A 26,249-nucleotide genomic window follows, 5' to 3' on the forward strand; every position below is an offset into this window, starting at 1 on the left:
TATAATTGTAACCGGTTCCATTAATATTTGCAATACTCTATTTGTAATTTTTCACAAACACTTATATCATTGTTTTAATATATTCATAAATATGTCATTTATTGGGAGGGATTGTAATGAAAGAGCGTGGTCTTGTTGAAAAACGATGGCGAGAGGAAAAATATCATGTGTTATTACACAGTCAGCAATATTACAATGACATACGTCAACGTTTAAAAACAGATATGTCATTAACTGAACTTGAACAATTAATTTGCCAAGCACTTCAGCTATCTCCTTCAACTGGCAGTGTTATTAATGCTTATGATCACATGTGGGGATATTTCAAGACACTTGCAACTGAGGAAGAAAAAAGAAAGGCGTAAGATTTGAAACAACGTTATGCAGCAGATGCTATACCCTATTCAGATTTATTACATTATTTAGCAACATTAGCAGATAAATATCATGTTAGTTATTTACAACAAAGTAAAGTTTTAAAAAATTAAAAAAGATAGATAATAATACTTTAGTTATGTTGGAAAACTATTACTGGGGGCAGTAACTTGCATTCCTTGTCTAAAGTTATCATTATCTATCTCTGCTTAAATTTAAATGTACAATGTTGCTATGCGATATCATACACTTTAATGAACTACGACTTAATAATCATCTACCCAGTCATTTTACACTGGTCTATATATAAAATTCGGGGGGGAGTAATTTTAAAAAATATATAAATGTTATTGCATTATCTATTGTTAATAAATGATGTATTGTTGTAGAAATTGATAGTTATAATTGATAGTTGATGATTAAAGTTATAGTCTCATTATGCAATATTATTTAACGTTTTGTATGTTGTTATTCTTTATGGAAACAAATTGAGATGTTGTTGATTCTAAGTTGTTAAATATCTAATGAATTGAAACGATAGTCCAATGATATATCTGGTTGTATTGTCTTTGCTGAAAATATCAATATTTAAACTTATTGAAAAGTCCGTGGTGCTATCTTGTTGACTCATCTATGTTGTTTAACCAGTAGAACTTTTCTTTAATAATTGGACTGAGTCTATCGTTTATTTTGTTTAATGTTGTATATTCTGACAAAACGTTGAATGTCCAATAAATACCGTCGTTTCTTAGTTGATGAAGTTATGCTCTTTCCAAAGAGTAGCGAAATACTATAGTTTAAGGAATTTAAAGATTTCATAACTGACGTAAATATTAAACAGACATCTTATTTCTTGTGATTAAGTGTATGTCATGTTCACTTTTATCTTTTAGGAAGTTAGCGCGAAATTATTTTTTTAAAATTTATTCCGTAGATGCCTATATCGGCAAAGCTAACTATGATGATAAAATGAAGTTTTATCAATCAAACAGCATAGTATTAAGTATAAAATACTTTTGTTCCATGCTTACCTCTTAAAGATAAACACTAAGTACATTTAAATGTATGAATTCAAACGTGCCATTTTAAAATTTTATATTTTTAACATAGTTGAATAAAACAAAAGTTTTTTCATTTATTCTAAATGGCTGCGTATTTTTTTGTAATATGCATTAGCTTGAATTCTATATTTATTATGACCTAAAAAATTTTATATGACTCTATCAAAAATTTTCAAATTTTGCTTACTACCTTTCTAAACCTCTATTCATGTTGTACACAATGAACAAAGCAAACGTTTTCATACTAAATACCTTTAATTTCTTTTATTTTTTACTATTACTATTTCCTATTCATTCACTTATAATTAAATATACTCTCAAATAATTCTTTAAAAAAATTAATTTGAACAATGACTAAACTATTAAATTTATAAGCAGGAGACAAATAAATGACATGCCAATTTTATATACATCGTACGTTATCAACTGTACCCCGTAGAAATATCAACAATATTATTATTCTTTTTTCTTTAACTAATCAATGTCGCATTACGATCAATGGTTCTACAAAAGATGTCAATAATCATATAGTACTGATCAATCATAGCGATATTTATCATATCGATGAAGGTGACAATATTGTTGAACTTTCGATTCCAGTTTACTATTTTTTCCAACAAGATAGTAATTTTTTTAATGGCTACTTAGACCGTTATTTACTACAATCCAGTAACTATATCAAATCCGTATTTTCTGATATTATTCATAACGATCAAGCGCATTCAACAATAGAAAGTAAAATTTGCCAATTAATTGTCGATACCTTATTAAAAGAGACTTTTGTCAAAATTGAACAAGAATATCTGCCTAATATCGCTCTAACTAATCCTGTATTTATTGAATGCTTAAATTATATTCATGATCATATACAAAGCCATCTATCTTTGCGTGATATAGCAATGAACTGTAATATTTCGGAGTCATATTGTTCAAATCTTTTTGTAAGATATTTAAATATGAATTTCAAAGACTATTTTACTAGTATCAAGGTAGCAAAATCTATCAACCTATTACTTTCAACCGACCATTCTATCAATACAGTTGCTGAATTAGCAGGTTTCAATAGTCATACCAATTTTGCCAATCAATTTAAAAATTACTTGAACTTCAGTCCAAAACAATTTCGTACTTTACTATCTAAATTGACTCATACACCACATATTCAATATTCAAGTGACAACGTTGCACAATTTGCTAATTTAATCGCAACAATAGATTTAACTGCTCAAGTTGCAACAAATAATACGACAATTAATATTGATGATTTTAATCCTAAAGATCGCAGTCAACGTGCTAATGTGTTTGTGCGTTTTAATACTTTTAACGAGTTGTTCCAATTTATATTTAATGAATATTATGATATCAACTTTGAATATTTACCTAAACCTGTAGTATTAATAGATGATATTAGTGATATTGAAATGAGCCAGACTAACTACAATTTGCTCAATCGTTGCTTTGAAAAACTCTTCGACAAAAATATAGGTTTAGCTATTTGTATTAAATCTACAACACAATTTGAAACGCTGAGACAGTTGATTTTAACTTTCTTACAAGTGAATCAAGATTATAATAAGAATAAAAAGTCTGTTAAATTTATTCTGGTCTTCTGTTCTAAACACATGACTGCTGAGGAAATCCATTTATGCCATTTGAAAATTAAAAACAAAAATAAAAATATCAAGTATAGTGTTACTGTTGATGGTTTGTTAGCAAAATATCACACTATTAGTCAAACATATGACGTCATGAAACGTCTTAACTTTAATTATTATTTTATAGATATTGAAAGTACTGAAACGACACACCAATTAATCTCAAAAAGTCATCATTTTCATCAAACTGATACACATTTTGAACATTATAAAACATTTATACTTGAATCAGGTATCCCTTCTACAAAGTTTGTCTATAATGATTTAACAAAAGGTGGGTTCAAATACACTAACGGTGGAAAGAATCCTTTGCAGTTATCAGATTTAGTATGTCATTTAATAGCTTTACTACGTTATGGCGGGGGCATTAGTTATCAATTATTGGATGATCATACTAATCATTTGTCTCTATATAATAAATACGGCAGCCCTTTGCCTTTAGTTCATTTATATAAAATGATGGCACCGTTCGTTAATGAAAATATAGAAATTACCAATAATTATTTATTAAGCCGTAAAGATAATAACTATCATTTCTTACTCTTCAATAAAATTCATGATCGCTATTTATCTGATGCCCAACAAACATTTTCATTTTACAATCAATTGCCTAGTGATTCTTTAATGATTAGTCACACACTTAATCATGAGCATGGTTCTATAGAACATCTGTTACCTGCCAGTAACCACCTAGTATATATCGAAAAAGACATTTTAGATGCATTAGATAAGACAAATTATCCTAAGACGGAATTAGCCGTTCAAGAGGAAGATAATAAAACATTTGTTGTTAAATTAAATCAAGAAGAAGTTAAATATATTTGTTTTAAATCGTGCTAATTAAAATTAAGTTTACGTACAAGTAATTACGGTTATATTGTATGTAAGGAGATGGTTATAAATGGATAAAGCTCAAGTAACAACAGCAATCGCAAATGTATTAGATACATCTAAAGTGGGTGTATTATCAACAGCATATAATAATAAACCGAATAGTAGATATATGGTCTTTTATAATGATGATTTAACACTTTATACTAAGACAAATATTAACTCTACTAAAGTAAAAGAAATTAAAGAGAATCCTGCCGCATACGTTATGTTAGGGTATAACGAAACGACAAATCATAGTTTTGTTGAAATGGAAGCAACGATTGAGGTTGTAACAGATCAAAAAGTTATTAATTGGTTATGGGAAACTCAAGATAAATCATTCTTTGATTCAGAAAACGATCCAGAATTATGTGTCTTAAAGGTTGTGCCAAAACAAGTTAAATTAATGAATGACAAAAACTTAGATACGCCAGTTACGATTGAGTTATAATAAATAAAATATAAAACATACTAAGTTCACATATGTGGTGAATTTAGTATGTCTTTTTTAGTGATGCATGAATTTGTAATCTAATTTAAATATTGCACTAAATAAAATACTTAAAAGACATCGTATGATCTCTCTATTTATTAGCTGAGTTATCAATTTAAGTGCAACAGTTAGTGACATAAGACTTTATAAAGTGAATTCCATTATAATCACTTTCATGGTAGATGATAAATAGTTTCTAAAGTATAAACTAATTCTTCTTTGTTGGGGCCCCGCATTAGAGCTCCTAACAATCATGGATTATAAGATTCTATGGTTTACATGTGCTCGTTTCCTCGCTCCTCAACTTGCATTGCTGGGCGAATTTCTTGACGAAATTCTCTTTGTTGGGGCCCCGGCATAAGAGCTCCTAACGATCAAGATTGTAAGTTCTGTGGTTTACATGTGCTCGTTTCCTCGCTCCCCAACTCGCATTGCTGGACGAATTTCTCGATGAAATTCTCTTTGTTGGGGCCCCGGCATAAGAGCTCCTTACAATCACAGATTGTAAGATTCTATGGTTTACATGTGCTCGTTTCTTTCCGCATGCATAAGAGCTCCTAACAATCATGGATTGTAAGATTCTATGGTTTACATGCGTCTTTTCTTTCCGCATGCATTAGAGCTCCTAACAATCATAGATTGTAAGGAGCTCTAATAATGTCAGATATTGTTTTTTAAATTGATTCTAAGTATTCTTGGCCTTTTTTCTTATCATATACATTTTCCCATCTTGCAATAACTACTGTTGATAATGCGTTACCGATAACGTTAACACATGTACGTACCATATCTAAGATACGGTCGACACCGATAATTAAAGCAAGTCCTTGAGCTGGCAAGCCCATTGCACCTAATGTAGTTAATAATACTACAATGGATGTACCTGGTACTGCTGCCATACCTTTTGATGTAATCATTAACGTTAACATCAAGACAATTTGTTCTGATAATGTTAAATGCATACCATACATTTGTGCAACGAATAATGCTGCAATTGATTGGTATAAAGCTGATCCATCAAGGTTAAATGTATAACCAATTGGAATTACAAATGATGTAATATCTTTTGGAGATCCAAAGTGTTCCATTTTTTTCATCATAATTGGTAGTACAGCTTCTGAACTTGATGTAGAGAAAGCCAATAAGATTTCACTTTTAAGAATCCTAATAATATTCATAATATTAATCCCGCACAACCATGCTACAAAACCTAATACTACAAATACGAAAAAGAACATTGCAAAAACGACTACTAATACTAATTTTAATAATGGAAGTAATGCTGATGCACCAAATGTAATAATTGTTGTACAAATAAATGCAAATACACCTAATGGTGCTAATTTTAAAATCTTGTTAATCATCCAGAACACAGCTTCTAAAGTTCCACTCAAGAATTCTTTCACTGGTTCTCCTTTTTTACCTACTGCAGCTAATCCTAATCCAAAGAATACTGCGAAGAAGATAATTGGTAATAATTCACCTTTATTTAAAGCTTCAAAAAAGTTTGTTGGTATAATATTTACAATAGTATCAATGAAATGATTACCATATGTAGTTTGCTCTGCTGCATGTGCAGAACTTTGATATTTAGAAATATCACCTTTAGGTAACTTAGATGGATCTAATCCTGAACCTGGATGAAACAGGTTTCCGAAAATAATCCCTAAACCTATTGCGATTGTTGTTATAACTTCAAAGTAAAGAATTGTTTTCCATCCATAGCGTCCTACAGTTTTCGATTCCCCAACATTCGAAATAGAAAGCGCTAATGAGCAAAATACAACCGGAATAACGATCATTTTAATTAAGTTTAAAAATACATCACCAAACGGTTTAATATAATTTGCTACGTTTTCTTGTCCATATAATAAAAGTCCTACGACAACACCTAGCACTAATGCGATAACTACTTGCATAGGCAGGCTAATTTTTCTCTTGAATAGAGCCATAGTACAAACTCCCCTTCATCTGACATCACTCAATTATATCAGATAATTTTAAATTATCTATAAAAAATTTAAAAGTCTTTATCTTTATAGATGTAATATTCACCAAATTTCTAGAAAATACGTGAATAGTACAAACAATAATACAAATAACCTAATTATTGTTCGTACTATTTTAATAAACCATTACTTATTAGGTTTATATGTTTGACTAAAGTATTTATGTTTAGCATGTTTCAGACTTTTCTTAGTTTCTGAATCAAAGCCTTCTACAAAAATACCTTTATACGTACTAATAGGTTGTACAATATATGTCACACCTGGGTCATCCTTAAAAGTAATTTCCTTATAATAAATACCTTTTTTAGCACTATATAAAGTATCTTGTGTTTTAACTTTATCTTTCAGGTTCTTTTCTTCTAAATAACTATCTATCATAGCGATATTTTTATGGCCTTGATATGTTTTTAAACAAAAGAAAAATGCAACTGCAACTATTAAAGAAATGACTAAAATAATCACAACTCTTGTTATTATTTGTTTTCTACTCATTTTGAGACTCCTTTTAACTTATCCATTCAGTATGAACCAATCATTTTATTTTATAAAGAGAATTTACTGGATTGTAACATTTTTTTATTTCTATAATATGGTAGAAACTTAACAGTTATCAATAAATAATATTAAATCCATGAATAACTTTCATTTTACTACCAAACGGATTTTTACACCACTTTCAACTATTTTTGTTGCTATGACTGAGTTTATTTATGTTTTCCAAAACATTAATTCCTTTAACACTGATTATTTTACTATGTTTTCGTTCAAAAGTATTATTTAATATTAAAATTTAATTAAAGACAATTCGATAATCGCGATAAAATCAGTACTTGACAACCATTAGACTTCATAATATTGTTTATTCTAACAAGGAGTGATTGAATGTATGTAGAGAACAGTTATCTTAGTAAGCAAATATGTTTTTTATTTTATGTTTCTTCTAAAGAAATTATCAAAAAATATACAACATATTTGAAAGAGTATGATCTAACTTACACTGGTTATATTGTTTTAATGGCGATTGAAAATGATGAGAAACTTAACATCAAAAAATTAGGTGAGCGTGTATTCTTAGATTCGGGAACATTAACACCACTACTTAAAAAGTTAGAAAAGAAAGATTATGTTATTCGTACACGTGAAGAAAAAGATGAAAGAAATCTTCAAATTTCACTAACTAAACAAGGACAAGAAATTAAAAAACCTTTAGCAGATATTTCATTGAAAGTATATGATGAATTTAATATAACAAGCGATGAAGCATCTGAACTTGTTCATAGTTTACGTAATTTTGTATCTAAAAATTTCGACAATCCATCTAAATAATAATATATGAGAGATTCTTGGTAAAAGTAACAAATTTAAGATGTGTTTTATTTCTTTTATTTTATTACTTGTTATAAATGACGAAACCTTTTACCAGGTTCTCTTTTTTTTGTCAATTTTGTCATGGTAGATTATTCATCACAAGCTTCGCAAAATTGTCATTCTTAATCCCTTTATTATTTCATGTAATATTTTTAATTTAAAGGTGTTTTAAGCCACGATTCAAATTCAAGATGAAAATTATCTCGACAAATAAAACAAAGCCCTTATATAGTGTTATATGGACTATAAAAGGGCTTTGTTAAGTTATTATTAACTAATTATTAATTTTTCAAACTAATTTAACTGACAGTTTTTATTTTCTTCTATATCACAGTGCTAATAACACGATAGTTTTATTAGTTAATATCTTATTTTACTTTTAAACTACCATACTCTTTTTTATATAAGTGACCCATTGTTATTAAAGCTAGTACACCGAAAACAGCCAGTAAAATAAACGCTGGATGACTTGAACCAGTTAAGCTAGCAATATAAGTGATGACTAATGGTGGGAAGAAACCACCTAAACCACCCATCATTGAAACAATACCGTTTGCTGAACCTGCTTCGTTTGAGAAATATGATGGTACTAATTTGAAGATTAATCCATTACCAATACCAGCACAGATACTAATTGTTAAACATCCTACTGTAAACAATGCGATATGATCTGAAATACCTAAGATAACTGCACCAATAATCATTATAACGAAATCAATCATCAATACTTTAACCGCATTAAATTTATCTCCTAAAACGCCGCCTAAAGGTCTTAAGAATGTCGCTAATGCGATAAAGATACCTGAGCGAATACCCGCATCGACTTTATCAATACCAAAATGATTTACTAAATAGTTAGGTAAGAATAAACCAAACGCTACAAAAGCACCAAAAGTAATGAAATACCATAAACTTAAATAATATAATTTATAGTTTTTAGATAATGACTTCATTTGTGCCATCAACGGAACTTTAACTTTACGTTCTTTCGCATCACCAAAGATAAACATAATCAATGCAAACAAAGCAATGATAATTAAATAAGTTCTCACCGTTGTTTGCCAACCTATAATACCGGCAATCGGAGGCGCTAAAAATGATGATACTGCTGTACCAATATTACCCATTCCATAGATTCCGTTAGCCAATCCAACTTTTTCTTTAGGGAAATATTTAGGTACAGATGTTACACCAACTGAGAAGATAGCTCCTCCTACACCTAGGAATAAACCTGACAACATCAGCATACCTGGTGTTTGTGCTGTACTTAAGAAGAATATAGGGAATAATAAAACGATAAAACTACAAAAGAATACCCATTTGGCACCTACAATATTTGTTAAATAACCAAATGGTACACGTAAAATAGATCCTAAAATAACTGGTATAGCTAAAATAATTGAAATTTGCCCTGCAGATACTTTTACATCTTGTGAAATATAGGGCATTAAAGGAGCGATAATGCTCCAAGCCATAAAGCCGACTACTAAGCTTAATGTTTGTAAAGTAAGCTGGAAACCACCTTTTGTCTTATACATACGTTTCACCTTCACTAAATTGTTATTTTAATAGATATCAATACTTTGCCTACTATATATTAAGAGGTCATTGTCATTTACACGAAAACATTTGAGGGTATAACTATAGACAAAGTATTGACTACACCTATATTCTATATTGATTGTGAAAATGTGAACATAAGGATATTCCCTTATTTATTAGATAATTTCCCCTATAACAATCTTAAAGATGTAAACGTTTCACAAAAAGCGTTGATATTACCGCATTTTACTGATATCACTCTAATTATGACATAATTGTGACTATCTAAAAATTGACGTGATTTTTACTATTGAAAGTAACGCTACGTTATCCTATATCTTTTACAATATAGGAGGGATTACTAATGTATCAACTTAATATTTATAGAACTGACCAAATATATAAACATTTATTATCATTACCGATTAAAGAACGTAACAACTATTTTATTAACAACTTAATCAATCCATTTAAAGGTAAATTCAGTGCACAACATATTCCATTAAAAGCACAAAGTAATAACTTTGTTGATGCATTATTTATGTTAAATCAAATTCAAATATCTCCAGAAAATCTTAGTAACGGTGATTTACAACACATTAAGCACTTAAATGACGATTTCTGGTTAAAGTGTGATAAGTATTTTAAACATGCCTTAAAAACTTTTGAAGAAAAATATATATTTTCTAAAATTAAGCATTATCATTTTACTGTGTTACTTGGAGATAAAACTAAACCATCTATGTATTTGAATAACAACTATTTAGGTGATGGTGGTATTCCTGGTTATATTATTATATATCTCATCCCGAACATTTATACCTTGTCTAAGTTGAAGGGAGTTATTGCTCATGAAGTTAATCACAATGTCAGATATCAATATATAAATTGGGATGGAGGTAGTTTAAAAGAATTAGTGGTCGCAGAAGGTCTAGCAGAAAACTTCGTTGAGCATTTGTATGGTAGAGATGCTTTAGGACCTTGGGTTACTGCTATCAACTGGCAAGATAATGAACAAAGAATTAAAAATACTATCAATGCTCATTTAGATATTACTGATTTATTTAGTGCTATGCCTTATTTGTATGGTGATGACATCACAACTGCTCAAGGTGGAAAAGCAGTTGGACTTCCTCATGCAGCAGGTTATACGTATGGTTATTATTTGATCAAATATTTTCTATCTAAAACTGATATATCTATAGAAGAAGCAACTATATTACCAGCAGAAACGATATTAAATGAGGTGACTGAGTTTTGGAATATAACTACACATTAACAGATATAATTAAAATTACTGGCGTAACTAAAAGGACATTACATTATTATGATGAAATCGGCTTATTAACACCTGTAAAAAACAACAAAAATTATAGAATCTATACCTAAGATTATTTAATGACACTGCAAAAGATATTAATATTCAAATCTTTAGACTTTACAATAAAACAAATCAAACAATTATTAACCTATGATGAAAAAGACTTAACAACACTTATTGCTAAACAGCGTGATGTATTAGATAACAAAATAGCTCACTTACAGTCAATACAATGTTCTATAGATCAATTAATTAAAGGTGTTCCCATCAGTGAATTAAATATATTGAATAAATCAATGGTCAAGCAATATCAAACAGAAGCAGAATTAAAATACGGACATACTACTTCTTATCAATCTTTTAAACAACAACATAGTAATGACGTATTTAACACTAACCAAATACAAGCAATGGATGCTGTCTTTGACCTTTTCAATAATCTTTCACTTAATAAATGTAGCTTAAAAGAAGCTCAAACAACCGTATTACAATGGAAAAATTTACTACAACAGTATGCTGACTTTGATGACACCACATTATGTTGTATCGCTCAGACTTACCAAACTGATGAGCGGTTTAATAATTATTTTAAACGCTATGATAATCCTAAGTTAACAGACTACATCGTTAATGCAGTTAACTATCATTTAAATGTTTAACTATATATTAGAGACTGAGACTGAGCCTGGAACAAAAAGTTTTTTATACTGAAAATTAAGCGTTTGGCAGTAACTGACTAGATTTTAAAACGTTGGGATATCAACATTTTAAAACCTAGTCAGTCTTGCCGGGGTGGGAGGGACCCGTCATCAAAAATCCATGTGTGGATTTTACATTAATGTGCAAGACGGGCATCTACGAAATAAATTTTATAGAAAATTCATTTCTATCCGACTCACTTCTCTCGATTTACCTTACTCGCTTTGCTCCTAATGCATAAGAGAGCCTGGGACATAAATCCCAAAAATAATAGCACAAAGATGATTTTATTTTTAAATCGTCTTTGTGCTATTTTATGTTCAATACTCCGTATTGTAGTTTCGCGTTCCTAGGGTGCTGTCTCAGCCTGTAGTCTTCGACTAGCACTGCTCCCTCAGGAGTTTTCACTACAATACTTCGTTTTTATGTAATTTTACATGTAAATACTTCAAAAAAATAAGACACTTTCGTATAATTTAATAAATACCAATAAACTAAATTAACGAGGTGTCTTATGTATAAAGATTATAACATGACTCAACTTACACTACCAATGGAAACTTCAGTAAAAATTCCTCAAAATGATATTTCAAGATACGTTAATGACATTGTTGAAAGTATACCAGATAAAGAATTCGATGAATTCAAACATTACCGTGGTGCGACTTCTTACCATCCAAGAATGATGTTGAAAATTATTCTATATGCCTATACACAATCTGTATATTCTGGAAGAAAAATTGAAAGACTGCTCAATGATAGTCTTCGTATGATGTGGTTATCTCAAAACCAATCACCTTCGTATAAGACAATTAATCGTTTCAGAGTTAATCCTAAAACGGATGCTTTAATCGAATCTTTATTTATCCAATTTCATAGTCAGTGTCTAAAACAAAACCTTATTGATGATCAAGCTATTTTTATCGATGGAACCAAAGTAGAAGCTGATGCCAATCGATATACATTCGTATGGAAGAAAAGTATTTTAAACTATGAATCAGATATGAACGAAAATTCAAAAATAATCTATCAAGAATTGGTAAAAGACAAAATTATACCAGAGATTATAGAAGATAAAGATACTGATTTATCAAAAGAAGATGTTGATTTAATCGGTAGCCATTTGGATAAAGAAATCGAAGATTTAAATCAACAAATTGACAATGAAACACAACCAGAACTAAGAAAGCAAATTCGTAAAAAAAGAACAGAAATTAAAAAAGTTAAAAAGAAATTTGATGATTATTCTGAACGAAAAATGAAATATAAAGAGCAAAAAGCAATTCTTCAAGACCGCAATAGTTATTCTAAAACAGATCATGATGCTACCTTTATGAGAATGAAAGAAGATCATATGAAAAATGGACAACTTAAACCAGGATACAATTTACAAATAGCGACAAATTCACAATTTGTTTTATCATATAATGTCTACCAAAATCCAACAGATACTAGAACTTTAATACCATTTTTAACTTTGATTAACGAAACCTACGGTTATTTACCTGAGTATATCGTCGCTGATGCTGGTTATGGTAGTGAACAAAATTATATGTCTATCATAGATGATTTTAATAGAACACCTTTAATTACGTATGGAATGTTTATTAAAGATAAAACTAAAAAATTTAAAAGTGACATTTTTAATACTCAGAATTGGGATTATGATGAAATTAACGATGAATTTATTTGTCCAAATCAAAAACGATTAGGTTTTAAACGATATGCTTACCGTAACGATAAATATGGATTTAAAAGAGACTTTAAATTATATGAATGTGATGATTGTTCGGACTGTCCACTCAAACATCAATGTATGAAATCCAAGTCAAAAACAAATAAAAAAATAATGAAAAATTATAATTGGGAGTATTTTAAATCTCAAATTAATCAAAAGCTTTCTGAGCCAGAGACGAAAAAAATCTATAGTCAAAGAAAAATTGACGTAGAACCTGTTTTTGGATTCATGAAGGCTATTTTGGGGTTCACTAGAATGTCGGTTCGAGGGCTCGATAAGGTTAAACGTGAACTTGGATTTGTGCTAATGGCAGTTAACATAAGGAAAATAGCAGCTCAACGAGCTGTATATTTCAAAATTAAAAACGAAAAAGACAATTTCTATCAATTTTCAATAGAAATTGTCTTTTTTTTACTTAAACCTAGAACTTAATGTCCCAGACCCTCTAAAATTCTAATAGTTTTTTCTTTAATGCATATTCAACGAGTTCTGGTTTACTTTTCAATCCTAACTTTGTCATAATATGCGTTTTATGCGCTTCGACCGTTTTAACTGATACAAATAATTTTTCTGCGATTTCTTTATTACCATAGCCTTTAGCTATAAGAGGTAATATTTCTAATTCTCTTTTAGATAATATTTTGAAAGGATCTGACGAATTTTCAATATCTTGGTTTGAATTAGTCACAAATTCATTGACTAACGATGTGGTTAACTTCATATCTACATAAGTTTCGCCCTTATAGACAGTTCTAATAGCTAGTAACAACTGTTCATCCGGCGCATTTTTTAAAATGTACCCTTTGGCACCATTACGTAATACATGGAATAAATATTCTTCATCATCAAACATCGTTAAAATAAGAATCTTTGTTTCGGGAAAACTTTCGGCAATTTTACTTGTAGCGATTAATCCTGATTCTCCTGGCGGCATACTTAAATCCATGAGTAATACATCAGGCTTGTATTCCATAACTTTTTGGTAGGCTTCTACCCCATCTGCAGCCGTCGCTACAACTTCCATATCATTTTGATAATTCAAAATCATAGAGAAACCAGTACGTACCACAGCATGATCATCGGCAATCACAATTTTCACTTTTATTCCCCCAATGTATGCTTTAAATTGGTATGTTTAGTGTAACGTTGGTTCCTTTACCAATTTCAGTCTCGATGTTTACTCTGCCATTAACTAATTCTGCCCGTTCATTCATACCATATAATCCTAATCCAGAACCTTTTGGTTTAGAGCTAGGATCAAAACCATTCCCATAGTCTACAATTTCAGCAATTAAATGACGTCCAGTTTGTTGAATGACAACATGTATATCATTTACATCTGCATATTTCAAAGCGTTAAGTATGGCTTCTTGGACAATACGATAAACGACTGTTTCCACTTCACTATCAAAGCGCATATTTTTAATGTTAGATGTGTAATCAATTTTAACGCCATAATTTTCTTCAAATTGCTTAAAATAAGATTTGAAAGCTGCTTCTAACCCTAAATCATCTAATGACGCTGGTCTAAGCTCTACAGACATATTACGTATATCATCAATCAATTTAGTCACTAAACACTCAATATTTTCTGCACTATCTAACAGTTGAGTTTTATCTTCTTGATATTTTAATAAACGTAATTGGACATCTACATTAAGCATTTCTTGAATCACACTATCATGTAATTCTCGGGAAATACGTTTACGCTCATTTTCTTGTGCTGAAATCGTTTTACGCATCATTCGTTGTTGATGTAACTTTTCCTGTCTTTCTATTTGTGATGATACATTTTGTAAGGTAAAAGCATGAATACCTTTGACAGGATCTATCGTTTGATACGTAGCAGTAAATGGCATGATTTTATGGTCTTTGGTCTTCATAAATACTTGGAAATTTGAAGTCTGTACTTGTAAAGATTCTAAGAAACAATCCTTGCATGATTGTAAATCGTATTCATTAGTATAACCTTCACATCTTCGGCAAATAGCATTTGTCATAGCACTATAATTGTCTTCTTCTGACAAAATATCTTTTGCTGCATTATTCATAGCAATTATTTTACCAAGATCATCAACGAAGACAATTTTTTCGATGGAATTTTCATAATATTTTTTTAATAAAGCTTCTAATTGTATACTGTCTTCATTTATCATGATTATCACCTAAATTAACTTCATCTATTATTCTTCATTAAAGATTCCAAACTTATGTTGAATGTCATAATGGTCAATTATTTTTGGTAAAGGATTCCCATCCCTTTGACCAAATAATAACACACCATACACTTGATTATTATACCATAACGGCAAAGCAAATACTGCTGTTAAGTTCTCACTTAATAAAATAGGGTAATCAATTTTTTCTTCAGGACTCAGTGCCCAGCCAACATTAGCAATGACCATACGTTTACCTGTTTTCATTACAGTGCCAGCTAAGCCATGTCCTTTACGTAAAATAATTAATTTGAAACGGTTGTTCTGATTGCCTGAAACATAGTGCCATTTGATTGGAGCTGACGGTTTTTTAGATTCATAGAATGCTATCGCTGCAAAATCATACCCCTCATGTATGCGAATGTTATCCAATGTCTCTTGAAAACTTCGATTTTGAATTATTGCTTCTGGTGTCAAATCCTTTCACCTCTTATATTACACTTTATTCTTACGATAAATGATATATCTACGATTGATATATGATAACGGTACACTCCATACATGAACTAGTCTTGTAAATGGCCAACATGCCATAATTGTAAAGCCTAATAAAACATGTATTTTAAAACCAATTGGTACACTATTCATCAATGATGCATCAGGCTTAAACATTAGTAATTGTCTAAACCAAATTGATAAAGACGTTCTATAGTTAAATTCAGGATGTTGCGCATTCGTCACTAATGTTGCATAGCAACCCATAAATACAATAAGTAATAATAAGAAATTAACAAAGATATCTGAAGCAGAACTTAGTCTTCTTATACTTTTAGTCGTTACACGTCTTGCTGTTAATAAAAACATACCTATAAGCGTAATTATACCAAAGATACTACCAATATACACAGCTCCGATATGATATAGATGTTCTGTTACGCCAAATGCTTCCATCCAACTCTTTGGAATGAGTAATCCTACAACATGTCCAAAGAAAACTGGAATGATACCTAAATGGAATAATAAACTACCCCACATCAATCTTTTCTTTTCAATTAACTCGCTCGACTTAGCTGTCCATGAAAATTGGTCATATCGATAACGGACAAGATGTCCAAAAATGAAAATTGCCAAACATAAATATGGATAAATAACCCATAAAAATTGATTAAGCATGATGTTTCACTCCTTTTGGTGACTCCAAACATGATTTCAATGTTTTTCTAAGTGCTTGTATCACATAGGCATATGGGTTATTATCTTTACCTAGCTCATTCGCCATGACGTATGTGCCATCTTCAATAATCATAATGATCAATTGAATATTTTCTTCTGCTCTTGAATCATTACGCCAATCTGCCACTTGTAAAAATTGGAGCATCAACGGTAGATAATCTGATAATTCATTATCTACCATTTTTAGTCCAAACATTTCATATAATACTTTTAACTTTGCTAGCATTTGACCACGTTCTTTTTGTGTATCAAATTTGTTGTAAGTCATATGCAATGGTGCTTTTTTTGTAAAATCAAATGTATCTGTATATATTGCTTTAATTTCTGATAAAGAGAATTCCATCATTACACTTCGATAAGCCACTAAATCTTCATACCCTGGATGATCTTGTGAAATTGTTTCTTCAAATGTAGCAGGATGGAAAGTTAACTTATCTGGGAAACATAATTGTTGTGCCATATAGCCAAAACTTTCTTGATATTCTTTTAGGTTATCGAAATTAATCACGGAAAATCCCTCCATAGAAATTCTCATTATAAATTTCTTGTCCTGTTTTTCCAGAGCCTACTGGAACACCACAACCTTCACAGTTATCACCAAAGTGTTCTCCACCGTAGCCTTCACTACCTTGTGCATGATAAGTGTCTAGATATGTTTCTTTATGTGATGTCGGGATGACAAAACGATCTTCGTATTTTGCAATACCTAATAAACGATACATATCTTTAGTTTGACGTTCAGTTAAGCCTAGTCTTTCTAATCTAGATGTATCAAACGGTTTGTTTGTCACTTGTGATCTCATATAACTTCTCATCATCGCCATTCGTTGCAATGCTTCTTTTACAGGTTGTGTGTCACCAGCTGTAAATAAGTTTGCTAAGTACTCTATTGGTAAACGCATTTCTTCAATTGCTGGGAAAATACTGTCAGGATTTTGATCTGTATTTTTACCTTCGAAGTAACTCATAATTGGACTTAATGGTGGACAATACCAAACCATTGGCATAGTTCTAAATTCTGGGTGTAATGGGAATGCTAATTTATACTCAATTGCCAATTTATAAATTGGAGAATTTTGAGCTGCTTCAATCCAATCATATCCAATGCCATCTTTTTCAGCTTGTGCAATCACTTCTTCATCAAATGGATCTAAGAATAAATCTAATTGTTTTTCATACAGATCTTTTTCGTCTGTAGCTGAAGCCGCTTCATGCACACGATCAGCATCATATAATAATACGCCTAAATATCTCATACGACCTGTACATGTTTCTGAACAAACTGTTGGCATACCTGCTTCAATTCTTGGGAAACAGAATGTACATTTTTCAGCTTTATTCGTTTTCCAGTTGAAGTAAACCTTTTTATATGGGCAACCTGTCATACAGTAACGCCATCCACGACATGCATCTTGGTCAACAAGTACGATACCATCTTCATCACGTTTATACATTGCACCTGAAGGACAAGAAGCAACGCAACTTGGGTTCAAGCAATGTTCACATAAACGAGGTAAATACATCATAAATGTTTCATCAAATTGGAATTTAATATCTTCTTCTATTTTTTGAATATTTGGGTCTTTAGGTCCAGTTACATGACCACCTGCTAGGTCATCTTCCCAGTTTGGTCCCCATTCAATTTCAATATTTTCGCCAGTAATTTCAGAATATGCTCTAGCTACTGGAGAATGATTACCAGCTTTAGCAGTTGTTAAATGTTCATAGTTGTAGTTCCATGGCTCATAATAATCTTTAATTAAAGGCATATCTGGGTTGTAGAAGATTTTACCTAGAGCAATCTTAGAAATTCTACTACCTGATTTAAGTTCTAACTTACCTCTTTTATTTAATACCCAGCCACCTTTATAGTGTTCTTGGTCTTCCCAACGTTTTGGATAACCCATACCTGGCTTAGTTTCAACGTTGTTAAACCACATGTACTCTGCACCTGGACGATTCGTCCAAGTGTTCTTACAAGTTACACTACATGTATGGCACCCTATACATTTATCTAAATTTAATACCATTGCTACCTGCGCTTTAATCTTCAAGCCAATTGACCTCCTTCATTTTTCTAACTGCTACGTATAAGTCTCTTTGGTTACCAATTGGACCATAGTAGTTAAAGTGATAACTAATTTGTGCATATCCCCCAACAAGTTGTGTTGGTTTTAAGTGAATTCTCGTTGGTGCATTATGTGAACCACCACGAGTATCAGTAATTTCTGAACCTGGTGTTTGTATATGTTTATCTTGAGCATGATACATAAACATTGTCCCTTTAGGCATACGGTGTGAAATAACAGCTCTAGCAGTTACGACACCATTACGGTTATATACTTCTAACCAATCATTATCATTAATATCATGTTTAGCTGCATCTTCATCTGAAATCCAAACTGTTGGACCACCTCTAAATAATGTCAACATATGTTTATTGTCTTGATACATAGAGTGGATATTCCACTTACCGTGTGGTGTTAAGTAACGTAATACTAAGGCATCAGTTCCACCTTTAATTTTTTTGTCTTTGTTACCAAATACCATTGGCGGTAATGTTGGTTTATAAACTGGTAAGCTTTCACCGAATTGTTGGAATACTTCATGGTCAACATAATAACTTTGACGACCTGTTAATGTTCTAAATGGTACTAAGCGTTCAACGTTTGTTGTAAACGGAGAATAACGACGTCCTTGTTTATTAGAACCTGGGAATACAGCTGTTGGAATAACTTCTCTTGGTTGTGATGTGATATTTAAGAACGTAATTTTTTCTGCTGCACGTTCACTTGAAATATCTTTTAATTCCATACCAGTTTGTTCTTCTAAATCTCCGTATGATTTTTGAGATAATTTACCGTTTGTCGCAGATGATAGATTTAACATAGCGTCTGCAACATTACGAGCTGTATCAATACGTGGGTGATCTGTTCTCACTGAATCTTCATTAGTATCTCCCCATGTACCTAACATACTTTTCAGTTCTTCGTATTGTTCGCTAACACCAAAGCTAACACCATGTGCGCCTAATTTATCTGTTTCTAATTTAGGTCCTAACGTTACGTATTTGTCGTAAATTTTAGTAAAGTCTCGCTCAACGATTGCAAAGTTTGGCATTGTACGTCCTGGTACTGCTTCAACCTCACCTTTAGACCAATCTTTGACGATACCATATGGTGTTGAAATTTCTTGTTTAGAATCATGACTTAATGGCGTAGTGACAACATCTTTGAATGTGCCAGGCAAATAATCTTTAGCCATTTCTGATACTGATTTAGCCAATGTTTTAAAGATGTCCCAGTCAGAGCGTGATTCCCATAATGGGTCAATTGCTGGATTGAATGGGTGAACAAATGGATGCATATCAGTTGATGATAAGTCATGTTTTTCATACCAAGTTGCTGCTGGTAATACGATATCTGAATATAACGGTGTTGCTGTCATTCTAAAATCAAGTGATACCATTAAATCTAATTTACCTGTTGTTTCTTCACGCCATTGGATTTCTTCTGGTTTATCGTCTTCATTTGGGCTTGCTAATAATCCTGATTTTGTACCTAATAAATGTTTCATAAAGTACTCTTGACCTTTAGCTGAACTTGAAATCAAGTTTGAGCGCCAAATAAATAATGATTTAGGATGATTTTTTCTTAAATCTGGATCTTCTATAGAAAATTGTGTTTGTTTTGTTTTAACTTCTTCAATTGCACGTTTTAAAATATCTTCATTTGATTCAATACCTTCATCTTTTGCTTCTTCAGCAAATAATAAACTATTTTTATTAAACTGCGGATAAGAAGGTAACCAACCAAGACGTGCTGCTAAGACATTATAATCAGCAGGATGTTGATGTTTAAGTTCATTAGCTAATGGTGATTTTAATTTGTCTACGTTTGATTCTTCATATTTCCATTGATCTGTTGCGAAGTAGAACCAACTTGTACCATTTTGTAAACGTGGTGGACCTTGCCAATCTTTAGCAAATGAAATTGTATTCCATCCTTCAATTGGACGGCATTTTTCTTGTCCTACATAGTGTGCCCAGCCTCCGCCGTTAACACCTTGGCAACCACATAACATAACTAAGTTTAAAATTGCTCGATAAATCGTATCTGAGTTGAACCAGTGATTGATTCCTGCACCCATGATAATCATTGAACGACCTTCTGTATCAATCGCATTTTGAGCAAATTCTTTACCTACTTGAGTAACTAAGCTAGCTTTGACACCAGAAATAGTTTCTTGCCAACCTGGTGTATATTTAGATTCTGCATCATCATAGCCTTTAGCTTCCAATTCATGATTGAATCTACGTACACCATACTGACTTGCCATTAAATCGAAAATAGTAGTCACTTGAACTTCCTTGCCATCAGCTAATGTTAATGTTCTAGTTGGAATTGGACGTTCGAAAATACCATCTCCAAAGCTGTCAAAATATGGGAATTGAATTGTTTGTAAATCATATTCACCATCAGCCATTGATAATGTTGGGTTGATTTTAGAACCGTCTTCAGTTTCTAATTTAAGATTCCATTTTTTACCTTCTTCCCAACGTTGACCCATAGTACCGTTTGGAACTACTAATGACTCACTAATCGTATCGTAAATAACTGGTTTCCATTCGCTCTGTTCAGTTTCTTGTCCTAAGTCACTTGCTCGTAAGAAACGTCCTGCTTTATAACCATTTTCATCTTCATCAAGCATAATAACGAATGGCATATCAGTATATTGTTTAGCATAATTGATAAAACGTTCATTAGGTTTATTGACATAGTGTTCTTGCAAGATAACATGTGTCATCCCTTGTGCAATTGCTGCATCTGAACCTGGGTTTGGCGCTAACCAATTATCTGCAAACTTAACATTTTCAGCATAGTCTGGTGCTACAGAAATAACTTTCGCACCTTTATAACGTACTTCAGTCATAAAGTGAGCATCAGGTGTACGTGTTAAAGGAACGTTAGACCCCCACATAATAATGTATGATGAGTTATACCAGTCACTTGATTCTGGCACGTCTGTTTGTTCACCCCAAATTTGTGGTGAAGCTGGTGGTAAATCGGCATACCAGTCGTAGAAACTTAACATTTCTCCACCAAGTAAATTGATAAATCTTGCACCAGCTGCATAACTAATCATCGACATAGCAGGAATTGGTGTGAAACCAGCAATTCTATCTGGACCATCTTTTTTAATTGTGTAAAGTAATTGTGCTGCAATAATTTCTGTGACATCTTTCCAAGTAGAACGTACATGGCCACCCATACCACGTGCTTGTTTATATTGTTTGGCTTTATCTTCATTTTCAACAATAGAAGCCCATGCAGCTATACGATCACCATTTTGTTCCTCTAATGCTTCATTCCATAAATCTAAAAGTTTACCTCTAATGTATGGATATTTAACACGTAGTGGACTATATTCGTACCAAGAGAATGATGCACCACGAGGACATCCCCTAGGTTCATATTCGGGCATATCTGGTCCACAACTTGGATAGTCAACTTGTTGGTTTTCCCATGTAATCACACCATTTTTAACAAAAACTTTCCATGAACATGAACCAGTACAGTTAACACCGTGCGTTGTTCTTACTTCCTTATCATGACTCCAACGCTCTCTATACATTTTTTCCCATTCTCTACTTTTAGATTCAAGAACAGACCAATTACCATTAAACTTTTCTGTTGGTTTAAAGAAATTTAATCCGAATTTTCCCATTTATTTTATCCTCCTACGTACAAATACGATCTATATTCATTCCATTAATTGTTTAATTCATCAAGATGTTTTTTCCTTTAACTAGATTGTATATTTTTTCACAAAATATTAATATTAGGGAATTACCTAATTGGTTAGGGATTTTCCCTATCCTGTTGTAAAATTTCAACATTTTCATGACATTTCACTTCACATATCTCATGTGTTTCGAAATATAAAAAATAAGACTTTAATACAGGTCATTCAGTTACCTATGATTAAAGTCTTACTTATATTGTTTATAAAGTGACTACATACACTGTTCCATTGATTGTTTAAAATGTGATGTTGAGATATAAATCACATCTTGTTGGTCATTAATAAAATTTTGATAAAATTTACGTTGTGATGGGTGATAATCAATATGTTTAGTTTGATTAGGATTGATCATACAGCCAAATCCTTTATCATATAAATATTCACAAATTTCTAGTGCTTCTTGCTGGTCACCACTGATCACATAAAATGGTCGATGTTCAGGCCAAGTTTGTCTAGAATAATCCACATATTCTCCAACATCACCAATAATACAAATTCCTGGCTTTGCCTCTACCTGATGTTGTTCTAAACGTTGGATAATATTACTTAAGTAACCTGTTACTACAAATTCATTAAAGCATGATGCATTAAATACGATTGCAATTGGGTAATTTATATCGGTATAGCGCTTAATTTGGTCGATAATTTTACTTAGTCGTTTAATTCCCATATAAATTGCTAGTGTACCACCATTAATCAAATTACTAATATCAACTTCATTTTCTTCAGAATCTTTAAAATGACCTGTTGAAAATGTCACACTCTTAGCAATAGTTCGCATCGTTAACCCAGTATTCATCGTAGCAACTGCTGCACTTGCCGATGTTACTCCAGGCACAATTTCAAATTGAATGCCATATTCATTCAATGCATCAATTTCTTCTTGTACACGACCAAAGATGGCTGGGTCGCCACCTTTTAACCTAACAACTAGCTGATGATGTCGTGCCGCTTCAATAATTTGTTCATTAATACTTTGTTGTTGTATATGTTTAGCGTAAGGTTTCTTTCCTACATCTATAACTTCTACATTAGGCTTAGCATATTGTAAGATAAGAGGATTTACTAAACGATCAACTAAGATAATATCAGCTCGTTGTATTAAACGTTCCGCTTTTTTTGTTAAATAATTAGGATTTCCAGGCCCAGCACCTATCAAATATACTTTACCGTAGTCTGTTACAGACATACATATACGTCTCCGTCTATAACTTCAACTTCATAAACGTCAACGCAACCTTCGTCTGGTTCTTGAACAATACCCGTGTTCAAATCAATTTTTTGATCATGAAGTGGACAAAAGACGTATTCACCACTTACTGTGCCTTCTGATAATGGACCTTGTTTATGCGGACACACATTATGAATAGCGTGAATTTTACCACTTTCAGTTAAAAATAAACCAATTTGTTTATCTCCAACAAAGACCTTTTTACCAATTAATGGTGTTAATTCATCCAATGTAGTTACTTTCACTTTTTCTTTTGTAGCCATTAATTACACCTTCTCCACTTCAAAGATTTTTCTTGCTTCTGCATCATTAGTAATAGCTTTCCAAGGTTCTTCTTCAACTGCTTTTTTAGCTTCCATGACGCGTTCAAATAATTCTTCTTGTCTGTCTTTATCTAATAGTACTTCTTTAACATTTTCGAAACCAAGACGTCTTAACCATGGTGCTGTTCTTTCAGCGTAAATACCAGTTTCTCTGTAATATTGCATTAGTGCACCACATAATTTAACTACTTCATCTTCAGTTTCTACTGTAGTTAAGAATTCACCTTTTTCAACTTCAGTACCACCGTTACCACCAATGTATATTTGGAAGCCGTTTTCTACTGAAATAATACCAAAGTCTTTAACACCTGATTCTACACAACTTCTAGGACATCCTGAAACACCCATTTTAAATTTATGAGGTGTATCAATATATTCGAATGTTTTTTCTAGTCTAATACCAAGTGCTGTTGTATATTGTGTACCAAAACGACAGAACTCTTTACCTACACAACTTTTTACTGAACGTGTTTTCTTACCATACGCAGATGCTGAACGCATACCTAAATCTTCCCAAACTTGTGGTAATTCTTCTTTTTTAAGACCATATAAACCAACACGTTGAGAACCAGTAACTTTAACTAATGGTACATCGTATTTTTTAGCTACCTCTCCTAAGCGAATTAATTGATCGGCATCTGTTACACCTCCACGCATTTGCGGGATAACAGAGAATGTACCATCATTTTGGATATTTGCATGGTAACGTTCATTAGCGAATCTTGATTCTTTCTCATCTTTATGGTCGAATGGATAAACCATATTTAAGTAATAGTTTATTGCTGGACGACATTTTGGACAGCCGCCTTTATTTTTAAAGTCTAGGACATGACGCACTTCTTTAGATGTTTTAAGTCCTTTTGCTCGTATTTGTGTAACAATTTGATCTCTAGATAAATCCGTACAGCTACAGATACCTGCTGGTTTAGCTGCTACAAAATCGTCACCTAATGTATATTGTAAAATTTGCGCAATTTGAGGTTTACATTTACCACAAGAATTACCGGCTTTTGTTTGAGCTGTAACTTCTTCAACTGTAGTCAAACCATTTTCAGTAATTGCTTTAACGATAGTTCCTTTATCTACACCATTACAACCACAAATCGTTTCATCATCAGCCATATCAGCAATAGATGTACCTGTTTCTTCTCCACCTTTTGTTAATAATGACACAAGCGTGTAATCCTCAATAGATTCACCTTTTTTCATCATACTATAGAAACGAGAGCCATCATCTGTATCTCCGTATAATACTGCACCAACAACATTACCATCTTTTAAGAATACTTTTTTGTAGTTATTATCAATACTATTAAAGATTTCAATGCCTTTAACATCTGGGCTTTCGATAATTTGTCCAGCACTATATAAATCACAACCGGATACTTTTAAAGATGTAAATGTTGTTGAACCTTTGTATCCATCTGTTTGTTGTTCAGTTAAGTAATCTGCAAGCACTTTTCCTTGTTCATATAATGGTGCAACCAATCCATAAACTTTACCATCATGTTCAGCGCATTCACCAACAGCATAGATATTGTCGTCACTTGTTTGCATGACATCATTAACAACGATGCCTCGATTTACTTCTATACCAGCATCTTTCGCTACTTCTGTATATGGTCTAATACCTACAGCCATCACTACTAAATCTGTTTCTATTTCTCTGCCATCCGCTAGTCTAACGCCTTCAACATCATCTTCCCCTAAGATTTCAGTTGTGTTTGCTTGCATTTCAAATTTCATACCTTGCTTTTCTAAATCTGCTTTTAGCATTGCTCCTGCTTTACGATCTAATTGCATTTCCATTAACCATTCAGCTAAATGTAACACAGTTACTTCCATACCTTGGTCTAATAAACCACGTGCACATTCTAGACCTAAAAGCCCGCCACCAATAACGATAGCTTTTTTCTTCGTTTTGGCAATTTCCATCATTTGTTCAGTATCATCAATTGTTCTCCAGCCAATGACACTTGGCAAGTCAGATCCTGGCACAGGAATAACAAAAGCTTTAGATCCTGTAGCGAAAATCAATTTATCATAATCGACTTCGACACCTTTTGAAGTTGTTACTGTTTGTGCTTCTTTATCTACATTTACAACTGGATCGTCAGTAATTAATGTAATATTATTTTCTTCGTACCATTCGTAAGGATTCATGATTGTTTCTTCAACAGTCATTTTATTTTGTAAAATATTGGATAACATTATTCTGTTGTAGTTTGGATATGGTTCTTTACCAATAACAGTAATATCATACATATCATTAGCACGACCTAGAATTTCTTCAATTGTTCTAATACCCGCCATGCCGTTACCAATCATTACTAATTTTTGCTTTGCCATAAATATGCCCCTTTACCG

The 26,249-nt window shown here is 32.0% G+C and carries 20 protein-coding genes and 1 pseudogene; 8 read left to right on the forward strand and 13 right to left on the reverse strand.

The genetic code is table 11. The annotated features are described in order from the left end of the window. Positions 1-116: 116 nt before the first annotated feature. From J3R86_RS10610 to J3R86_RS10620, 3 genes and pseudogenes are all read left to right on the forward strand, one after another. Positions 117-488 (forward strand): annotated as a pseudogene (locus J3R86_RS10610) (YbgA family protein). 1,337 nt (positions 489-1,825) lie between these two features. Next, positions 1,826-3,931, forward strand: coding sequence for an AraC family transcriptional regulator Rsp (rsp, locus tag J3R86_RS10615; protein ID WP_207517257.1), 2,106 nt, complete (start codon positions 1,826-1,828; stop codon positions 3,929-3,931). A 61-nt stretch (positions 3,932-3,992) separates the two neighbouring features. Then, positions 3,993-4,415 carry a pyridoxamine 5'-phosphate oxidase family protein gene (locus tag J3R86_RS10620; protein WP_207517258.1) on the forward strand — a complete coding sequence of 141 codons (423 nt, stop codon included), beginning with the start codon at positions 3,993-3,995 and terminating at the stop codon, positions 4,413-4,415. 716 nt (positions 4,416-5,131) lie between these two features. Here the strand turns inward: J3R86_RS10620 and J3R86_RS10625 are convergent. Then, entirely contained in the window at positions 5,132-6,409 is a 1,278-nt protein-coding gene (locus J3R86_RS10625) for a cation:dicarboxylate symporter family transporter (protein ID WP_002464683.1), read from the reverse strand. Positions 6,410-6,592: 183 nt separating this feature from the next. Next, the gene (locus J3R86_RS10630; protein WP_207517259.1) at positions 6,593-6,958 is read right to left on the reverse strand and encodes a DUF3139 domain-containing protein; all 366 of its coding nucleotides are present in this window, start codon (positions 6,956-6,958) and stop codon (positions 6,593-6,595) included. A gap of 390 nt (positions 6,959-7,348) precedes the next feature. Between J3R86_RS10630 and J3R86_RS10635 the strand changes: the two genes are divergently transcribed. Further along, a complete protein-coding gene (locus J3R86_RS10635) occupies positions 7,349-7,792 on the forward strand; it encodes a MarR family winged helix-turn-helix transcriptional regulator (RefSeq protein ID WP_207517260.1) in 444 nt (147 codons plus the stop codon). A gap of 410 nt (positions 7,793-8,202) precedes the next feature. On the opposite strand, the gene J3R86_RS10640 is transcribed toward J3R86_RS10635, so the two are convergent. After that, positions 8,203-9,372, reverse strand: a complete 1,170-nt coding sequence (locus J3R86_RS10640; protein ID WP_207517261.1) for a nitrate/nitrite transporter — start codon at positions 9,370-9,372, stop codon at positions 8,203-8,205. A 368-nt stretch (positions 9,373-9,740) separates the two neighbouring features. Here J3R86_RS10640 and J3R86_RS10645 point away from each other — a divergent pair, with 368 nt between their 5' ends. The 4 genes from J3R86_RS10645 to J3R86_RS10655 all read left to right on the forward strand — a co-directional run bounded on the left by J3R86_RS10645 (position 9,741) and on the right by J3R86_RS10655 (position 13,566). Beyond that, a complete protein-coding gene (locus tag J3R86_RS10645) occupies positions 9,741-10,655 on the forward strand; it encodes a DUF2268 domain-containing putative Zn-dependent protease (RefSeq protein WP_207517262.1) in 915 nt (304 codons plus the stop codon). Then, on the forward strand, positions 10,634-10,765 hold the full coding sequence (locus J3R86_RS12195) for a MerR family DNA-binding transcriptional regulator (RefSeq protein ID WP_242685726.1): 132 nt from the start codon (positions 10,634-10,636) through the stop codon (positions 10,763-10,765). The genes J3R86_RS10645 and J3R86_RS12195 overlap by 22 nt, the downstream gene beginning before the upstream one ends. Positions 10,766-10,774: 9 nt before the next feature. Then, positions 10,775-11,356, forward strand: coding sequence for a MerR family transcriptional regulator (locus tag J3R86_RS10650; RefSeq protein WP_242685727.1), 582 nt, complete (start codon positions 10,775-10,777; stop codon positions 11,354-11,356). A 554-nt stretch (positions 11,357-11,910) separates the two neighbouring features. Further along, positions 11,911-13,566 carry an IS1182 family transposase gene (locus J3R86_RS10655; protein ID WP_207517263.1) on the forward strand — a complete coding sequence of 552 codons (1,656 nt, stop codon included), beginning with the start codon at positions 11,911-11,913 and terminating at the stop codon, positions 13,564-13,566. 13 nt (positions 13,567-13,579) lie between these two features. Here J3R86_RS10655 and nreC read toward each other — a convergent pair whose 3' ends face one another. The 10 genes from nreC to nirB all read right to left on the reverse strand — a co-directional run bounded on the left by nreC (position 13,580) and on the right by nirB (position 26,231). Further along, positions 13,580-14,233: a nitrate respiration regulation response regulator NreC gene (nreC, locus tag J3R86_RS10660; protein WP_002464689.1), complete on the reverse strand. Its 654-nt coding sequence runs from the start codon at positions 14,231-14,233 to the stop codon at positions 13,580-13,582. A gap of 22 nt (positions 14,234-14,255) precedes the next feature. After that, entirely contained in the window at positions 14,256-15,290 is a 1,035-nt protein-coding gene (gene nreB / locus J3R86_RS10665) for a sensor histidine kinase (protein WP_207517264.1), read from the reverse strand. 27 nt (positions 15,291-15,317) lie between these two features. Beyond that, entirely contained in the window at positions 15,318-15,767 is a 450-nt protein-coding gene (nreA, locus tag J3R86_RS10670; RefSeq protein ID WP_207517265.1) for a nitrate respiration regulation accessory nitrate sensor NreA, read from the reverse strand. Between the two features lie 18 nt (positions 15,768-15,785). Then, complete coding sequence (gene narI / locus J3R86_RS10675; RefSeq protein ID WP_207517266.1) at positions 15,786-16,463, reverse strand: respiratory nitrate reductase subunit gamma; 678 nt, start codon at positions 16,461-16,463, stop codon at positions 15,786-15,788. Then, positions 16,456-17,031 carry a nitrate reductase molybdenum cofactor assembly chaperone gene (narJ, locus tag J3R86_RS10680; RefSeq protein ID WP_002464693.1) on the reverse strand — a complete coding sequence of 192 codons (576 nt, stop codon included), beginning with the start codon at positions 17,029-17,031 and terminating at the stop codon, positions 16,456-16,458. The genes narI and narJ overlap by 8 nt, the downstream gene beginning before the upstream one ends. Next, positions 17,024-18,577 carry a nitrate reductase subunit beta gene (narH, locus tag J3R86_RS10685; RefSeq protein ID WP_207517267.1) on the reverse strand — a complete coding sequence of 518 codons (1,554 nt, stop codon included), beginning with the start codon at positions 18,575-18,577 and terminating at the stop codon, positions 17,024-17,026. The genes narJ and narH overlap by 8 nt, the downstream gene beginning before the upstream one ends. After that, positions 18,567-22,250 carry a nitrate reductase subunit alpha gene (locus J3R86_RS10690; RefSeq protein WP_207517268.1) on the reverse strand — a complete coding sequence of 1,228 codons (3,684 nt, stop codon included), beginning with the start codon at positions 22,248-22,250 and terminating at the stop codon, positions 18,567-18,569. Before J3R86_RS10690 ends, narH begins: the two co-directional genes overlap by 11 nt. 289 nt (positions 22,251-22,539) lie before the next feature. Next, the gene (cobA, locus tag J3R86_RS10695; protein ID WP_207517269.1) at positions 22,540-23,517 is read right to left on the reverse strand and encodes a uroporphyrinogen-III C-methyltransferase; all 978 of its coding nucleotides are present in this window, start codon (positions 23,515-23,517) and stop codon (positions 22,540-22,542) included. After that, positions 23,508-23,822 carry a nitrite reductase small subunit NirD gene (gene nirD / locus J3R86_RS10700; RefSeq protein WP_207517270.1) on the reverse strand — a complete coding sequence of 105 codons (315 nt, stop codon included), beginning with the start codon at positions 23,820-23,822 and terminating at the stop codon, positions 23,508-23,510. Before nirD ends, cobA begins: the two co-directional genes overlap by 10 nt. A gap of 3 nt (positions 23,823-23,825) precedes the next feature. Continuing rightward, positions 23,826-26,231 (reverse strand): nitrite reductase large subunit NirB, encoded by a 2,406-nt coding sequence (gene nirB, locus J3R86_RS10705; protein WP_207517271.1) that lies wholly within the window; start codon positions 26,229-26,231, stop codon positions 23,826-23,828. Positions 26,232-26,249 lie beyond the last annotated feature (18 nt).

It is taken from the genome of Staphylococcus simiae, from assembly GCF_017357005.1.
Taxonomy (GTDB): domain Bacteria; phylum Bacillota; class Bacilli; order Staphylococcales; family Staphylococcaceae; genus Staphylococcus; species Staphylococcus simiae_A.

What these genes read in the sequence shown, in the direction of transcription:
- nirD (WP_207517270.1), bottom strand. Translation starts at nt 23,822, where the DNA reads ATGGCTACAAAAGAAAAAGTGAAAGTAACTACATTGGATGAATTAACA.
- rsp (WP_207517257.1), top strand. Translation starts at nt 1,826, where the DNA reads ATGACATGCCAATTTTATATACATCGTACGTTATCAACTGTACCCCGT.
- cobA (WP_207517269.1), bottom strand. Translation starts at nt 23,517, where the DNA reads ATGTCTGTAACAGACTACGGTAAAGTATATTTGATAGGTGCTGGGCCT.
- J3R86_RS10620 (WP_207517258.1), top strand. Translation starts at nt 3,993, where the DNA reads ATGGATAAAGCTCAAGTAACAACAGCAATCGCAAATGTATTAGATACA.
- J3R86_RS10645 (WP_207517262.1), top strand. Translation starts at nt 9,741, where the DNA reads ATGTATCAACTTAATATTTATAGAACTGACCAAATATATAAACATTTA.
- J3R86_RS10690 (WP_207517268.1), bottom strand. Translation starts at nt 22,250, where the DNA reads ATGGGAAAATTCGGATTAAATTTCTTTAAACCAACAGAAAAGTTTAAT.
- J3R86_RS10635 (WP_207517260.1), top strand. Translation starts at nt 7,349, where the DNA reads ATGTATGTAGAGAACAGTTATCTTAGTAAGCAAATATGTTTTTTATTT.
- J3R86_RS10630 (WP_207517259.1), bottom strand. Translation starts at nt 6,958, where the DNA reads ATGAGTAGAAAACAAATAATAACAAGAGTTGTGATTATTTTAGTCATT.
- narI (WP_207517266.1), bottom strand. Translation starts at nt 16,463, where the DNA reads ATGCTTAATCAATTTTTATGGGTTATTTATCCATATTTATGTTTGGCA.
- nreB (WP_207517264.1), bottom strand. Translation starts at nt 15,290, where the DNA reads ATGATAAATGAAGACAGTATACAATTAGAAGCTTTATTAAAAAAATAT.
- J3R86_RS10650 (WP_242685727.1), top strand. Translation starts at nt 10,775, where the DNA reads ATGACACTGCAAAAGATATTAATATTCAAATCTTTAGACTTTACAATA.
- J3R86_RS10640 (WP_207517261.1), bottom strand. Translation starts at nt 9,372, where the DNA reads ATGTATAAGACAAAAGGTGGTTTCCAGCTTACTTTACAAACATTAAGC.
- J3R86_RS10655 (WP_207517263.1), top strand. Translation starts at nt 11,911, where the DNA reads ATGTATAAAGATTATAACATGACTCAACTTACACTACCAATGGAAACT.
- nirB (WP_207517271.1), bottom strand. Translation starts at nt 26,231, where the DNA reads ATGGCAAAGCAAAAATTAGTAATGATTGGTAACGGCATGGCGGGTATT.
- J3R86_RS10625 (WP_002464683.1), bottom strand. Translation starts at nt 6,409, where the DNA reads ATGGCTCTATTCAAGAGAAAAATTAGCCTGCCTATGCAAGTAGTTATC.